At 44.2% G+C, this 15,582-nt stretch carries 11 protein-coding genes; 6 read left to right on the forward strand and 5 right to left on the reverse strand.

The genetic code is table 11. From position 1 onward, the window contains the following. Positions 1-85: 85 nt before the first annotated feature. On the forward strand, positions 86-1,621 hold the full coding sequence (locus INQ51_RS21025; protein ID WP_233379958.1) for an alpha-N-arabinofuranosidase: 1,536 nt from the start codon (positions 86-88) through the stop codon (positions 1,619-1,621). A gap of 116 nt (positions 1,622-1,737) precedes the next feature. Here the strand turns inward: INQ51_RS21025 and rplT are convergent, their stop codons facing one another. From rplT to thrS, 4 genes are all read right to left on the reverse strand, one after another. Next, positions 1,738-2,082: a 50S ribosomal protein L20 gene (rplT, locus tag INQ51_RS21030; protein WP_119438652.1), complete on the reverse strand. Its 345-nt coding sequence runs from the start codon at positions 2,080-2,082 to the stop codon at positions 1,738-1,740. Positions 2,083-2,225: 143 nt separating this feature from the next. Further along, positions 2,226-2,423, reverse strand: a complete 198-nt coding sequence (rpmI, locus tag INQ51_RS21035) for a 50S ribosomal protein L35 (protein WP_038562273.1) — start codon at positions 2,421-2,423, stop codon at positions 2,226-2,228. 93 nt (positions 2,424-2,516) lie between these two features. Further along, positions 2,517-3,077, reverse strand: coding sequence for a translation initiation factor IF-3 (infC, locus tag INQ51_RS21040; protein WP_317207978.1), 561 nt, complete (start codon positions 3,075-3,077; stop codon positions 2,517-2,519). An 18-nt stretch (positions 3,078-3,095) separates the two neighbouring features. Then, a complete protein-coding gene (gene thrS / locus INQ51_RS21045; RefSeq protein ID WP_233379959.1) occupies positions 3,096-5,045 on the reverse strand; it encodes a threonine--tRNA ligase in 1,950 nt (649 codons plus the stop codon). 658 nt (positions 5,046-5,703) lie between these two features. On the opposite strand from thrS, the gene INQ51_RS21050 reads away from it, so the two are divergent. The 5 genes from INQ51_RS21050 (at position 5,704) to INQ51_RS21070 (ending at position 14,547) form a co-directional block, all read left to right on the forward strand. After that, positions 5,704-7,920 (forward strand): S9 family peptidase, encoded by a 2,217-nt coding sequence (locus INQ51_RS21050; RefSeq protein ID WP_233379960.1) that lies wholly within the window; start codon positions 5,704-5,706, stop codon positions 7,918-7,920. 77 nt (positions 7,921-7,997) lie between these two features. Next, positions 7,998-8,579 (forward strand): DUF502 domain-containing protein, encoded by a 582-nt coding sequence (locus tag INQ51_RS21055; RefSeq protein WP_233379961.1) that lies wholly within the window; start codon positions 7,998-8,000, stop codon positions 8,577-8,579. 266 nt (positions 8,580-8,845) lie between these two features. Then, entirely contained in the window at positions 8,846-9,958 is a 1,113-nt protein-coding gene (locus INQ51_RS21060) for an efflux RND transporter periplasmic adaptor subunit (protein ID WP_233379962.1), read from the forward strand. A gap of 10 nt (positions 9,959-9,968) precedes the next feature. Beyond that, positions 9,969-13,133 carry an efflux RND transporter permease subunit gene (locus INQ51_RS21065; RefSeq protein ID WP_233379963.1) on the forward strand — a complete coding sequence of 1,055 codons (3,165 nt, stop codon included), beginning with the start codon at positions 9,969-9,971 and terminating at the stop codon, positions 13,131-13,133. 16 nt (positions 13,134-13,149) lie between these two features. Then, positions 13,150-14,547: an efflux transporter outer membrane subunit gene (locus INQ51_RS21070; RefSeq protein ID WP_233379964.1), complete on the forward strand. Its 1,398-nt coding sequence runs from the start codon at positions 13,150-13,152 to the stop codon at positions 14,545-14,547. 86 nt (positions 14,548-14,633) lie between these two features. Here INQ51_RS21070 and INQ51_RS21075 read toward each other — a convergent pair whose 3' ends face one another. Next, complete coding sequence (locus INQ51_RS21075; protein ID WP_233379965.1) at positions 14,634-15,512, reverse strand: tetratricopeptide repeat protein; 879 nt, start codon at positions 15,510-15,512, stop codon at positions 14,634-14,636. Between the last annotated feature and the right edge of the window lie 70 nt (positions 15,513-15,582).

The raw sequence follows: 15,582 nt of genomic DNA on the forward strand, positions 1-15,582 counted from the left end.
ATACACATCTGCAAACAATTCAAAAATAAGTGTTCAAATGACAATAATTCATTATATTTAGAAAATCAAATTAAATGCTTACAACATGATCAAACTTAAACCACTATTAATCACGATGCTGGTGGCCTGTATCAGCGCATCGTGGGGGCAAAGTAAACTTACCTTGCATCCCGAACAAAGTAACACAAAGATCAGCAAAGATATTTACGGACATTTTGCCGAGCACCTCGGACATTGTATTTATGGAGGAATTTACGTAGGCGAAGATTCCGAAATTTCAAACGTACGTGGCTTCCGCGACGATGTAATCGGTGCTTTGAAAGAGATGAAGATTCCGGTTTTACGATGGCCCGGAGGGTGTTTTGCCGATACTTATCATTGGAAAGATGGTATCGGACCGCGCGAAAACCGCCCGTCGATTGTAAACGTTAACTGGGGAAATGTTACTGAGGACAACAGTTTTGGAACACATGAATTTTTGGATTTTTGCGAACTGATCGATGCGGATGCTTACATTAATATAAATGTAGGATCTGGTACTGTGCAGGAAGCCAGCGAATGGGTTGAGTATGTTACTTCTTCGAACCTCAGCCCCATGACCGAACTTCGCAAAAAGAATGGTCGCGAAGAGCCCTGGAACGTAAAATACTGGGGAATTGGGAACGAAAACTGGGGCTGCGGAGGAAACATGAGCCCGGAATATTACGCCGATCTGTATAAACGATTTGCCACATTTACTCACGGCAATCTTTATAAAATTGCGTGTGGCCCGAGCGAAGGCGATTACAACTGGATGGATGTTGTGATGCAAAAAACAGCCCGCAACCGGGGTTTGATGCAGGGGATTTCGCTTCATAAATACACGATACAGACGCGCAACTGGGGAGATAAAGGAAATGCCACCGGTTTTGGAGAGAAAGAGTGGTTTGAAACACTTCATGAAACCCTGGATATGGAAACACTGGTAACCCGCCATTCAACCATTATGGACAAATACGATCCGGGCAAAAGAGTTGGCTTAATCGTGGATGAATGGGGGAACTGGTTTAACGTGGAAGAAGGCACGAATCCCGGCTTCCTCTATCAACAGAATTCTTTACGCGATGCCTTGGTTGCCGGAGTTAACCTCAATATTTTTAACAACCATGCCGACCGCGTGAAAATGGCCAATATTGCGCAAATGGTGAACGTATTGCAAGCCGTAATTCTTACCAAAGGTGATGAAATGGTATTGACGCCGACTTATTATGTATTTAAAATGTACAACGTGCACCAGGATGCGAATCTTGTGCCGGCCCATATCGAAACCGGGAAATACAGTTACGAAGGAAAATCGGTGCCCAAAGTACATGCTTCGTCATCAGTAAAAGACGGTGTGCTTTCGGTTACGCTCTGCAACCTCGATCCCAACAATTCGGAACAGGTTGAAATTGTAATCCCGGGAAATGAATATGCTTCAGCTACGGGGCAAATCGTTACTGCCGAACAGTTAAATGATTACAACGACTTTGGAAAAAACGAAAAAGTTTCGATCAAGGCGTTTTCGGTAGTCAAACCCAAAGGTGGAAAATTATCTGTAAACCTACCTTCAAAATCAGTTGTGCTGGTTCAACTCCAATAAGAGTAGTCGAAAATAAAACAGAAAAGGAAGCTCAAGGCTTCCTTTTTTTTTTGACACAAAAAAACCCGCAGGAAATTCCTACGGGTTCAATGTATTTCACCTAAGTAATAGTCTTCTTATTTTACTTTTTCTACGATTGCTTTGAACGCTTCGGGCTGATTCATTGCTAAATCGGCCAAAACCTTGCGGTTGATTTCAATATCGTTCTTTTTCAACAATCCCATGAATTGTGAATACGACATTCCTTCGAGGCGAGTAGCTGCGTTAATACGCTGAATCCACAATCCACGGAATGTTCTTTTTTTCGCTTTTCTGTCGCGGTATGCATACTGCTGACCTTTTTCCCAGGTGTTTTTTGCAACCGTCCACACATTTTTACGCGACCCGAAATAACCTCTAGTTTTTTTCAGTAATTTCTTTCTCCGGGCACGTGATGCTACATGATTTACACTTCTTGGCATACTTTTTACTTTTTTGATAATCGGCGCTCTCCGGTCCGTCAGCTGACAGACGGAAATACTTTAAAGCACAATCATCTGGTTTTTAACTTTTTTTACCTTTCTCGTTAAAAGGATAAGTGAAAGCAAGTCCGTCAGTTGACGGATTACTTCATGCACAACAAAAGTTTAACGTTGCTTTCGTTTGTCTTATCGATGGTTGTCCAATAAGTCAAATTACGCTTACGTTTTGTACTCTTTTTAGTCAGAATGTGACTTTTGTAGGCGTGCTTCCTTTTAATTTTACCACTTCCGGTGAGTCTAAAACGTTTTTTAGCTCCGGAATTCGTTTTCATTTTTGGCATAATTCCTACTAAATTAAAATGTTATCAAAGAACTATATATTCCGTGCACATCGGAAGATCCTCTGTGCACGAGAAATAATTCCGTTAAAAGAATTATTTCTTTTTAGGTGAAATAAACATTGTCATACGCTTGCCTTCCAGTTTCGGCATTTGTTCTACTGTTCCAAGCTCTTCGAGAGCAGTTGCCAATTTCAGCAACAAAATTTCTCCCTGTTCTTTAAACAGTATCGACCGACCTTTGAAGAATACAAACGCTTTTACTTTTGCACCTTCCTGAAGGAATTTCTCGGCATGACGCAATTTAAACAGGTAGTCATGCTCGTCGGTCTGAGGGCCAAAACGAATTTCTTTTACCACAATCTTGGTGGCTTTGGCCTTCATTTCTTTTTGTTTCTTCTTTTGCTGGTAAAGAAACTTAGAGTAATCAGTAATTTTACAAACGGGCGGATCGGCCTTTGGCGAAATTTCTACCAAATCCAATTCCATCTCATCAGCCAGTCTTAATGCATCACGTAACTGAAATATACCGGGGTTTTCAATGTTGTCCCCTACCAGACGTACTTGCGGAACACGGATCTTCTGGTTAATCCTGTGTTGTGGTTCTTCTTCTCTTCTCGGCTGAAAGTTTCTCGGGCCTCTTCTTTTAATAGCTATTTTACGTTCCTCCTAAAGTTAGTTATACAATCCTGATAATTGCTCTCTTACTTCGTTTGCTATAAATTCAGCAAATTCATTTATCGTCATCGTTCCTTTATCTCCTTCTCCCTGGCGGCGTACCGAAACTGTTTCTTCTTCGGCTTCTTTTTCGCCTACGATCAGCAAATAAGGGATCCTTTTTAATTCGTTGTCGCGTATCTTCCTACCAATCTTTTCGTTACGGTCGTCAACGACGGTGCGAATATCGGAAATATTTAGAACTTCTGAAACTTTTTTAGCATAATCGTTATACTTTTCACTGATTGGCAGAACAACTACCTGTTCTGGTGTCAGCCACAATGGAAACTTACCGGCAGTATGCTCAATAAGCACAGCCACAAAGCGTTCCATCGATCCAAACGGTGCGCGGTGGATCATTACCGGGCGGTGACGTTTGTCGTCTGCTCCGATATATTCCAGCTCAAAACGTTCGGGCAGGTTGTAATCTACCTGAACAGTTCCCAGCTGCCAGCTCCTTCCCAACGCATCTTTGATCATGAAATCAAGCTTTGGACCGTAGAAAGCAGCTTCTCCCAATTCGGTTACGGTATTTAATCCTTTTTCTTCGCAAGCTTCAATAATGGCCTGTTCTGCTTTGTCCCAGTTCTCCGGCGACCCGATGTATTTTTCCGGTTTCTCCGGATCACGCAGTGAAATCTGAGCCGTATAATTTTCAAAACTCAAAGCCTTGAAAATGATAAAAATAATATCGATTACCTTTTTGAACTCATCTTTTACCTGGTCGGGGCGACAGAAAAGGTGGGCGTCATCCTGAGTAAAGCCGCGCACACGCGTCAATCCGTGTAATTCACCACTCATTTCGTAGCGGTACACGGTACCAAATTCTGCCATACGTACCGGAAGATCCTTGTACGAACGTGGCCAGGCTTTGTATATCTCGCAGTGGTGCGGACAGTTCATCGGTTTCAGCAAATACTCTTCGCCTTCGGCCGGAGTTGTGATTGGCTGAAACGAATCTTTCCCGTATTTCTGGAAATGCCCGGAAGTTTTGTACAGCTTCACATCGCCAATATGGGGAGTGATTACCTGTTCGTAACCATATTTCTTCTGCACCTTTTTCAGGAAGGTTTCCAGTTGCTCGCGTAACTGGGCGCCTTTCGGAAGCCACAACGGAAGCCCCTGCCCTACATTCTCAGAGAAAGTGAACAGTTGCATTTCTTTTCCGATTTTGCGGTGGTCACGTTTTTTGGCTTCTTCCATCATCACCAGATACTCATCCAGCATTTTCTGTTTCGGAAAAGTAACCCCGTAAATACGGGTCAGCATTTTATTGTGCTCGTTGCCGCGCCAGTAGGCACCGGCAATCGCGGTTAACTTAATGGCTTTTATATAGCTGGTATTCGGGAGATGCGGCCCACGGCAAAGATCCGTGAAATTACCCTGATTGTACAAGGTAATGGTTCCGTCTTCCAGTTCGCTGATCAGTTCCTGTTTTAGCTCGTCGTCTTTTTCGGTGAACAGGTTCATCGCATCGTTCTTCGAAATATCAGAACGAACAATGTCATTTTTCTGACGGGCCAGTTCCAGCATTTTCTTTTCGATCTTCTCCAGGTCTTTATCCGAAATCGTCTTTCCTTCCGGCAGATCAACATCGTAGTAAAAACCGGTATCAACGGTTGGGCCTATCCCAAACTTGGTTCCCGGATAAAATGATTCGATCGCCTCAGCCATCAGGTGAGCCGACGAATGCCAGAACGTATCTTTTCCTTCCCGGTCATCCCACGTGTGCAGTTTTATTTTAGCATCGTGATCAATTTTTCTGGTGAGGTCCCAAACCACACCGTCAACTGAAACCGACAATACGTCTTTTGCCAGCCTCGGTGAAATGGATTCTGCTACTTCCATTCCGGTAACTGCCGCATCAAATTCGCGCACACTGTTGTCCGGTAGTGTTATTTTAATCATTTTATGTTTGTTTTCGGTTCTCACAAGATGTTCGTTCTTCCAATTACCACAGCCACGCTGCTTTCAGAACAGACAAGGATAAGAACAGTTTTAACTTACTAATGCTCCTTAAAAAAGTGGGGCAAAGATAATGAATCCTTTAATATTTCAACCTTTCAAAGGATTTGTAACGAAGAATTTTAACCCAAATTTTCAACACCTTTCTATTGATATCTTCACTGCCCGATATCATTCGTATTCACTGATTCACATTTTTCACTCTCAATACACTGTTTTATTACAGATTACCACTGTAGGCTGCATAAAAAACAGAAATTCCACAGAAAAACGACAATTTTAATATCAGAATAATACTTGCGAGAGAAAATTATTGCGTTATTTGTGCTTCTGAAAATTACATGCGAGTTTAAAGTTTCTGTTCAAAAGACATAACTGGCTCTATTAAATGAAGTTTTCAGAAGTATATTTTAGGTGAAATCCAGATTAATTTCATAACTCGACCGACTTTGGTACAAATGCCGTCCGGATGAATTTTCGGGTGGCATTTTGTTTTTGGGTGTTTATTCCAACCCAGAAATGTTAATTTTCCCGTTGGTCTTTTGGCTTCATTAACATTTGTTATTTTTGTCCGAAGTCATAAATATTAATGCAAAACAAGATGAAACAATTTCTGTTTATTGCGCTTCTGTTTGGGATGTCGTTTAGCCTTCAAGCACAAGAAGCTCAAAAAATTACACTCGAAGATGTTTTGATAAAAGGAACTTTTCGTGCCTCGTCGGTTTACGGACTTCGCTCCATGAACGACGGAATTCATTATACAACCATGGAAGGAAATACCAAAGTGGTGAAATACAGTTACCAAACCGGAAAAGAAGTGGAGGTTCTTTTTGATGTCAAAAGTGTAAAAGATGCTCCGATTGGTTCATTTAGCAACTATGAATTCAGTAAGGACGAAACCCAGATACTTTTTACCACCGATATAAGACCGATCTACCGCCATTCTTTTACGGCCGAATATTATATCTGGAACTCGGTAACCAAAGAACTTACGGCGCTTTCGGATAAAGGTGCGCAACAGGCTGCTACTTTTTCGCCCGACGGCAACCGGGTGGCATATGTGCGCGATAATAACATCTTTATTAAAAATCTGAAATTCGGTAGCACAACACAGGCTACCTTCGACGGGAAGAAAAACGAGATCATCAATGGCTTACCCGATTGGGTGTACGAAGAAGAATTTGGCGATTTTAGTTCGCTCACCGGTTTTAACAAAGCGATATGGTGGTCGCCCAACAGCGAGTTTCTGTCGTTTATTCGTTTCGACGAACGCGAAGTTCCGGAGTTCTCAATGCCCATGTACGCAGGTGCTACACCTGAATATGCAGCTTTCAAACTGTACCCCGGTGAAGCTAGCTGGAAATATCCTAAAGCAGGAGAAAAGAACTCGGAAGTTCAGGTGTTGAGTTACGAAATACGAACCAAGAAAACGATCCCTGTTAATACCGGCACCGATACTGATATCTACATTCCGCGCCTGAAATGGTCGCCTGCAAACGACCTGGTGGTAATGCGCCTTAACCGCCTTCAAAACCAACTCGACGTACTTTATGCCAATCCTTATACCGGCGAAGCGCGCGAAGTGCTGACCGAAAAAAACAAACGCTATGTGGATGAAGATTTCCTGGATGCATTTACTTTTTTAGACAACGGGAACTTTGTAGTTCTGAGCGAACGTAATGGTTGGTCGCACCTGTATTTGTACGACAGCCAGGGCATTGAACTGGCGCAGTTAACCGATGGCGAGTTTGACGTAACCAAGTTTTACGGCTACGATGCGGCCAAAAAAGTGTATTATTACCAGGCAGCCGCTGAATCGCCCCTTCGCCGTGAAGTGTACTTTATCAGCCAGGATAAAAAACTACAAGGCAAAACTTCTAAAATGGAAGGCACCAACGATGCCGTTTTCAGCAAGAATTTTAACTATTACATCAATTATTTCAGCAGCAACACAGTGCCCGATTACATTACGCTTCACGAAAACAAAAAGGGTGAAATTGTGCGCACATTGCAAGACAACACGGTACTGAAAAATACCTTGAAGGCCATGAATGTTCCGCAAAAAGAGTTTTTCAAGTTTAAAACTTCGGAAGGTGTTGAGCTGAACGGATACATGATCAAGCCACTTGATTTTGATGCCTCTAAAAAATACCCGGTATTTATGACACAGTACAGCGGCCCCAACTCGCAAAGTGTAAGCGATTCGTGGGGCGGTGTTGGCTGGAACCACTACCTTGCACAGGAAGGTTTTCTGGTGGTGTGTGTCGATCCGAGAGGAACAGCCGCCCGTGGTGAAGATTTCAGAAAAGTTACTTATCTGCAGCTTGGGAAATACGAATCGGACGACCAGGTGGAAGCCGCCCGTTATCTGACAACACTCCCCCATGTGGATGCGTCGAACATTGCCATTTACGGGTGGAGCTACGGTGGCTTTATGACTTTGCTTTCGCTTGAAAAAGGCGGCGATCTGTTTAAGGCAGGTATCGCGGTTGCTCCGGTTACCAACTGGCGGTTTTACGACACGGTTTATACTGAACGTTTCATGCGTACACCCCAGTTAAACCCGGGAGGATACGACGATAATTCGCCATTGAATCATGCGGAAGATATTAAAGGAAGACTGCTGATTATTCACGGGACAGCTGATGATAATGTGCATGCTCAAAACACTTACGAAATGACCGAGAAGCTGGTACAAGCCGGTATTCAGTTCGACATGGCCCTGTATACCAATCGTGATCATGGCATCCGTGGAGGAAACACAACAATGCACCTCTACACGAAAATGACGAACTTTTTGAAAGACCATTTGCAATAAAGCAACATCCGAACTGCTCAACTTTTTTTGAAAAGCTGTACTTTCACGCAAAATAGTGTGAACATAAAAAAACAGACATGAAAAAGTTGGGCAGTTATTTTTTTCAGGGAGTGCTGCTGGTAGCACCGGTAGCCATCATTATCTATATTCTTTACACTGTTTTTGTAACGGTTGACGGTTGGCTGGCCAGCAACTTAAAACCCGTAATTGGCGTCCATATTCCGGGCCTCGGAATTGTTATTTTGGTTGTGTCGCTTACTATCTTAGGGTTTATCGGACAAACCGCACTTGTAGCGCCCATAAAACATCTGGGAGGAAGTTTTATCAAACGAATCCCCTTACTGAACCTTCTTTATACTTCGCTAAAGGATCTGTTTTCAGCTTTTGTTGGCAACGAAAAAAAATTCAATGTTCCCGTAAAAGTCCACTTCAATAAAGAAAACAACCTCTGGAAACTGGGTTTTATTACCAAAGATTCGCTTGAAGAATTCGAGCTGAAAGACATGACTGCCGTTTATTTTCCGCACTCCTATAACTTTTCCGGCGAACTATACCTGGTTCCTGCCGATCGCGTGGAGAAGCTTTCCATGTCTCCGGCCGAAGTAATGAAATTTGTAGTCTCAGGAGGAGTTACACGTATTGCGCAACAGGATCAATAGACAAAAGTGATGAAATCGCTAAAGTTAATTCAATCTTCATCCATCTTTATTCAATCTGACATCCATCTTTTCTGACTTATCCTGATTTTGGATAACCAAAATCCAGCTTCTGGAAACTTCCCAAAAGCTTGAAATAATATTCATTTTATGTTGTTTTGACGCGTTCAGAATTTCAGAAAATCACTAACTTATAACTGTGATTCGCTATAAATAAACAAAAAATGAACAAACCAAGCTTAACAAAAAGCAGATTAACCTTTGCTTTTATGATTGCATTCGCGTTTTTCGGATGCAGACAGACGGGCACGAAACAAATGCCACCCGTTAATGTAGAAGTAGTAAACGTAAAACAACAAAACATTGTAGAGAAAGTAGATTTTGTTGGAGAGGTATCCGGCTACCAGGATATTTCGATCCGGGCCCGCGTGCCGGGATATTTAGAAAGTGTACATTTCAAAGAGGGATTTCCGGTAAAAAAAGGGCAGCTCCTTTACACGGTCGACAAGCAAGTCTACGAGGCAGAAGTTGCCGCCAAACAAAGCCTGCTTGCCGAAGCAAGGTCACAGTTTGCCAAAGCAAAGAGTGACTTCGACCGTTACAAGCCATTAGCAGAATCAAACGCTGTAAGCAAGGCCGATCTGGATGCTGCCAAACTTCAATACGATGCAGCTACATCGATGGTTGAAGCCGCCGAAGCAAATCTTGAAATCGCTAAAATTAACCTCAGCTATACTCAGATAAAGTCCCCCATCGATGGAATTATTGGAAAATCACTGGCCGATGTGGGAGAATTGGTCGGTCAGTATCCCATCGTTGTATTGAATACAGTATCCAAAATGGACGAGATCTTCGTTGAATTCTTTTTACCTGAAAACCAATACCTGAGGGTAATTAAAATGGCCGATAACAGCAAGGAGATTTTTGACGAATCGCGTTATTTCAGAGAAGATCTGGAACTTGTTTTGGCCGATGGCAGCATACACGATTACAAAGGTTCGGTAACATTTATCGACCGGGGGGTAAATAGCAACACCGGAACGATCCTCGTGCAAACGCATTTCAAAAATCCTGACAGGATCGTTCGTCCGGGACAATATGCGAAGGTTCGTATTCCGATTGAACATAAAAACGCCTTGCTCATTCCTCAAAAATGCATAAAAGAACTTCAGGGGCAATATTCGGTTTTTGTGGTAAACCCTGAAAACAAGGTGGAAACACGCCAAATCACTCCCGGTAACAAGATTGGGGATCTTTGGCTGATAAAGGATGGCTTGCAGGCGGGAGACCGGATAATAAGTGAAGGACTCCAAAAGGTTAAAAACGATATGGTCGTAAACCCTACCGTAGTTGAGTTCAACAGTCAATACCACGAACAGTAAAATCGAAGTTATGTCGGAAAGTAAAGGCAACCTTTTTGTTCACAGGCCCATTGTAGCCATGGTAATCGCAATTGTAATCGTGATTGTTGGCTTTGTTATGCTCAACGGCCTTCCTATAGAACAGTATCCCAACCTCACGCCTCCCATTGTGCAGGTTCGGGGCTCTTATACCGGCGCCAATGCGCTAACGGTGGAAGAATCGATGGCCACACCGCTCGAACAGCAAATCAACGGCGTCGACAACATGATCTACATGAAATCGACCAATGCCAACGATGGATCCATGAATATTCAGATTTCGTTTGAAGTGGGAACTGATCCGGATATGAACACCGTTCTGACGCAGAACCGTGTTTCGGCCGCTACCGCCAAACTGCCTGAGTCGGTGAAAAAAATGGGCGTAACCACGGCAAAATCATTATCGAATGTTCTGATGCTGATCACCCTAACCTCTGATGGGCGGTACGACCAGGATTTTCTGGGTAACTATGCCCTTATCAATATCAAAGACCAGCTGGCACGTATTCGTGGAATCGGACGCGTAAATGTTATCGGGGCATCCGATTATTCCATGCGTATTTGGGTAAAACCCGACCGGCTGGCTGCCATTGGAATCACGATTCCCGAAATCCTGGCTGCCATTAATCAACAAAATGCAGTCGTTCCGGGTGGAAAATTCGGAGCAGAACCTGCTCCTCCGGGAACTGAATTCACCTATACAGTGCGCATGCCCGAACGCTTTAATTCGCCCGAGGAATTCGGAGACATTGTAGTCAGAACAGAATCCGATGGTTCACAGGTTAAACTCAGAGATATTGCCGAAGTTAAGCTGGGTGTGGAAACCTATAGCACGTTCAACCGCTTAAACGGAAAAAAATCCTCCATCATCGCACTTTATCAGGCTCCGGGCTCCAATGCAGTAGAGTTGGCTTCCCGGGTCAGAGATGAAATTGAAAATCTATCAGGCAGTTTCCCGGAAGGAATAAGATACGATGTATCGCTCGATTCAACTGCTGCCATCAGCGCGGGTATCAGCGATATTGTGGAAACACTTATCATTGCGTTGATTCTTGTGGTTCTGGTGGTATTTCTTTTTATCCAGGACTGGCGCGCCACCTTGATCCCGACCATCGCTATTCCGGTTTCGCTGGTGGGGGCATTTATCTTTTTCCCTTTGCTCGGGTTCTCCATCAATGTGCTGTCACTGCTTGGCCTGGTGCTCGCCATCGGCATTGTGGTTGACGATGCCATTGTGGTGGTTGAGGCAGTTCAGGTTAACATCGAATCCGGGATGAACGCCAAAGAAGCGACCCTTGATGCCATGCGAAAAGTAACCGCTCCGGTAATTGCAACTACCCTTGTGTTGGTAGCGGTATTTATTCCGGTAGCCGGAATGGCAGGCATTACAGGACGTTTGTACCAGCAGTTTGCCATTACCATTGTGGTGTCAGTATTGGTGTCATCGGTTAATGCTTTGACACTGAGTCCGGCGCTTGCTTCTCTTCTTTTGAAAGAACCCAAGCCTTACAAAGGCCCGCTTGGCTGGTTTTTTGGCAAGTTCAACAAATGGATGGGGAAATCGACCGAAAGCTACATGACTTTGACAGGCATTTTAAGCCGCAAAATAAAGCGTGGAGTTATTTTTATTGTTCTGCTAACCATATTGGCCGGACTGTTTGGCAAGCTTGTCCCCGGTGGCTTTATTCCCGAAGAAGACATGGGCTATTTCTTTGTGAACATGCAGCTGCCCGATGCCGCCTCTTTGCAGCGATCGGATGTGGTGGCGAAACAGATTGAAGGAATTTTGGCTGAATATCCTGAAATTGAATTCGTAACCACCGCTACAGGTTTTAGTCTGTTGTCGGGGGCGATGGCCACCAATACTGGCTTTATGTTTATAAATCTGATCGACTGGGATGAACGCGAAAAGACAGTGAAAGACCTGATGCAGGAAATCAATATCAAATTAGCCACCCAAATTAAGGGAGCACAGGCATTTGCCATCGGACCGCCAGCCATCCCGGGACTTGGAAACGGTTCAGGCTTTAGTTTTGTGCTACAGGATCGTGCCGGCAACACCCCCGATTACCTGGCTCAAAATGCCAATAGATTTATTCAGGCAGCCAGTGCCCGGGAGGAAATTGCTAGTGCGTTTACTACTTTTCAGGCCAATGTTCCGCAGCGGTATTTAGATATCGATAAGGAAAAAGCCTTGAAAATGGGTATTTCTCTCAACGATTTGTATACTACAGTTGGGGCTTTTATGGGCGGTGCATACGTAAACGATTTTACGCGCTTTGGGCGGCAGTACAAAACCTATATTCAGGCTGAAAACCAATACCGTTTATCCGAAAAAGACATAAACAGTTTCTTTATCCGGAACAACAGCGGAGATATGATTCCGCTGGCAACACTTGCAACTGTTGAACCTGTTACGGGGCCTGAATACACCAACCGTTTTAACTTGTACCGGGCCGTGGAAATAACCGGAACACCTGCCGCAGGCTATACATCAACACAAGCCATGGATGCTCTGGAAGAAGTGGCGGCAGAAGTTCTGCCGGAAGACATGGGTTACCAATGGAATGCCATGTCGTACCAGGAGAAAAAAGCCTCCGGTTCTCTCGGAATTATTATGGCTTTTTCGCTCTTGTTTGTATTTCTGATTTTGGCGGCACAGTACGAAAGCTGGTCGTTGCCTTTCAGTATCTTACTCGGAACACCTTTTGCCATTTTCGGAGCGCTGTTTGCACTTTGGAGTGCCCGCTTTCTGAGCACTTCGTTCGAGAATAACATCTTTGCCCAGGTAAGTTTTGTGATGTTGATCGGGATGGCGGCCAAAAATGCTATTCTGATCGTGGAATTTGCCAAAGAGGAATTTGACAAAGGAAAATCGTTGTACGATGCCGCTATCGAAGCTGCCCGCTCGCGCTTTCGCCCTATTTTAATGACAGCTTTCTCCTTTATTCTGGGTATTCTACCGTTGATTGTAGCCTCTGGATCGGGAGCAGAAGCGCGTAAAGTGATGGGAATGGCCCTGATGGGAGGAATGGTGATTGCCACTTTCCTGGGGGTTTTTCTTTACCCGATGCTTTTCATCTTTATTGGCAAACTGGCCGGCTACGAAAAGAAACGCGAGAAGAAGCTACAATTGGCTGCGGAAAAGAAACAATAAATCAACTAATCTGAAAATGATGACAGCAAGCATATTTCAAAAATCGGGCACTATTATTCTATCCCTTGTGATAATGACGGGATGCATGGTAGGTCCGAATTTTCAAAAGTCGGAAATCAAAAGTCCGGAAAACTTCCGTGCACAAACGGAAGTCACCGATACAACTGCGCTTCCCGACTGGCAAAGCATATATACCGACAAAGCCCTGGCAGATCTTATCGATTCAGCCTTGCTCAACAACCTGGATGCGCAAATGGCGCTTTCGCGGGTAAATGAATCGCGTGCGTACCTGGGTATGGCGAGGGCCGACCTCTACCCTTCCCTTATGCTCGGAGGAAACACAATGTATGGCAACACATTGGGCGCTTTCCCTACGGGAAATACAAATGCGTCGTTAACGGCAACCGCCAATATCAACTGGGAAATTGCCTTCTGGGGAAAGTACCGGCGTGCCAACGAAGCTGCTCTGGCTGAGTTAACCGCCAGCGAATACGGGCTGAAAGCCATACAGCTTAGCCTGGTGGCCGGTGTAGCCGAAAGTTATTATAGCCTGCTCGACTATAAAAAACGGCTGGTAATTGCCCAGCGAACATTGGCAACTCGAACCGAGTTTTTGCGAATAATTCAGGAACGTTTTGATAAAGGAATTGTGCCGGAAATTGACCTGAATCAGGCACAAATACAGGAAGCCTATGCCGCATCATCGATTCCGGTGTACAAACGATCCATTGCATTCACTGAAAATGCCTTAAGTGTTTTACTCGGAAAAGCTCCGCAAACGCTGGACAATGTATCAGAACTCGACAAGCTGACACCGCCGGAAAATATTCCCGTTGGAATGCCCTCTCAATTGCTTGAGAGAAGACCCGACATTCTGGAAGCAGAACAGCAGCTGAAAGCTCAGAATGCACGGATTGGCGTTGCACAGGCGTTACGTTTTCCGTCCATCAGCTTAACAGGTTTATTCGGGCTGGCCAGCGCCGACCTTGAATCGTTCAATGCCGGTGACGCCGTGATGGGATCAGTAGGTGCAGGTATTTTGGGGCCCATTTTTCAGTTTGGTAAAAACAAGCGGAGAGTTGAAGCCGAGAAAGAACGAACAGAGCAAATGCGTTTGAACTACGAAAAAACGGTGCTTTCTGCCTTTCGCGAAGCGGAGGATGCACTGGTAACCATACAAACATTACTGGAAGAAAAGCAATTGGTGGAAAAGCAACTGAGTGCTTCCGACAATGCAGCGAAACTATCAAAGCAACGCTACGACGGCGGCATAACCAGTTACCTGGAAGTATTGGAAGCCGAACGTACTTTGTTTGAAATTGAACTTTACTATTCTGAACTTCAGAAAAGAGTTCTGACTGCTTATTCTGACCTGTACAAAACGCTCGGTGGCGGTTGGGGTGATGATTTGTAACTCTCCCACCGATCGATAAAACAAATGCAGCACAATCAGGAATATCCTTTTTATGCTGCATTTGTTTTTATTGATATTCCGGAAAACTACTGAAACAAATATTTTTGATAAAAGTCCACCTTCTTTTCGTCTCCAAAACGCGCGTAGATATTTACAAAATAACTTGCATATTCTTTCCCCGGCTTTTGTGCCCACAGCTTTTCCAGGTACGGAAGTGCTTTTTTGAAGTCGGCGGTTACCTGGTCAAGTTCTTTTAGTAATAGCGCATATTGTTTACGGGTTTTGTTTCGCTCGTATTTTTCAATTTCCACCTCGTAACGCTCCTGCCCTGCCCAGTAATATTTCGTTGCCAACCAGTCAAGCGCTTCCGGCTGATCCGGATTCAGACTTAAAAGAGCGGTCGCAACCGAATCGCATATCGCATTATTTTCCAGCTTTTTATTTACTTCCAGATAAGTGCCCAGATTATTTTCAGTCTGCTTTGAAGCCTCGTTCATTTTTCCCCAGAGTTCGTTTGCCTTTTCCCACGAACTTATTTCAGCATACAACTGAAAAAGGCGTTCATTAACCGTCGCGTTGTCGCTGCCAAATTTTTCAGAATAGCTTTCCAGTGCGGATAACTCTTTGGAAAGATTGCCCTCTGAACGGTAAATTTCGGACAAGGTTTGATACATTTCAGCATCAGCAAAATTTTTGTACCGGGCCTGATCAAACCAGCTTTTGGCTGTTTCCGAATCGCCAGCTTTGAAAGCCAGTTTTGCAGCCTTCGCAAAGTCAGCACCCGCGATCTGTTCCAATGGTGTGGATTCAATAAATGACTTCCACTGCGCCAATGCAGCAACAAAGTTTCCGGCTGTTTCGTAGGTTTCCGCTTCGGTTTTTGCGTTGGTCAACACATTGGGAGCACCGCAGCCATAAATCAATAAGATGAAAAGCAGCCCCGGTAGTAGTTTGTTTAATCTCATAGTTGTTTTTTATTGCGGCGCAAAACTAAGCATTTCGCAAAAGAATCGAAAAGAGCTATGGATTATTACC

Origin of the sequence: Maribellus sp. CM-23, from assembly GCF_021354595.1 — a bacterium.
In the GTDB taxonomy this organism is placed as follows: domain Bacteria; phylum Bacteroidota; class Bacteroidia; order Bacteroidales; family Prolixibacteraceae; genus Draconibacterium.

Bases quoted from the DNA above. Each gene is read 5' to 3' on its own strand.
- INQ51_RS21025 (WP_233379958.1), top strand. From the start codon at position 86: ATGATCAAACTTAAACCACTATTAATCACGATGCTGGTGGCCTGTATC.
- rplT (WP_119438652.1), bottom strand. From the start codon at position 2,082: ATGCCAAGAAGTGTAAATCATGTAGCATCACGTGCCCGGAGAAAGAAA.
- rpmI (WP_038562273.1), bottom strand. From the start codon at position 2,423: ATGCCAAAAATGAAAACGAATTCCGGAGCTAAAAAACGTTTTAGACTC.
- thrS (WP_233379959.1), bottom strand. From the start codon at position 5,045: ATGATTAAAATAACACTACCGGACAACAGTGTGCGCGAATTTGATGCG.
- INQ51_RS21050 (WP_233379960.1), top strand. From the start codon at position 5,704: ATGAAACAATTTCTGTTTATTGCGCTTCTGTTTGGGATGTCGTTTAGC.
- INQ51_RS21055 (WP_233379961.1), top strand. From the start codon at position 7,998: ATGAAAAAGTTGGGCAGTTATTTTTTTCAGGGAGTGCTGCTGGTAGCA.
- INQ51_RS21060 (WP_233379962.1), top strand. From the start codon at position 8,846: ATGATTGCATTCGCGTTTTTCGGATGCAGACAGACGGGCACGAAACAA.
- INQ51_RS21065 (WP_233379963.1), top strand. From the start codon at position 9,969: ATGTCGGAAAGTAAAGGCAACCTTTTTGTTCACAGGCCCATTGTAGCC.
- INQ51_RS21070 (WP_233379964.1), top strand. From the start codon at position 13,150: ATGATGACAGCAAGCATATTTCAAAAATCGGGCACTATTATTCTATCC.
- INQ51_RS21075 (WP_233379965.1), bottom strand. From the start codon at position 15,512: ATGAGATTAAACAAACTACTACCGGGGCTGCTTTTCATCTTATTGATT.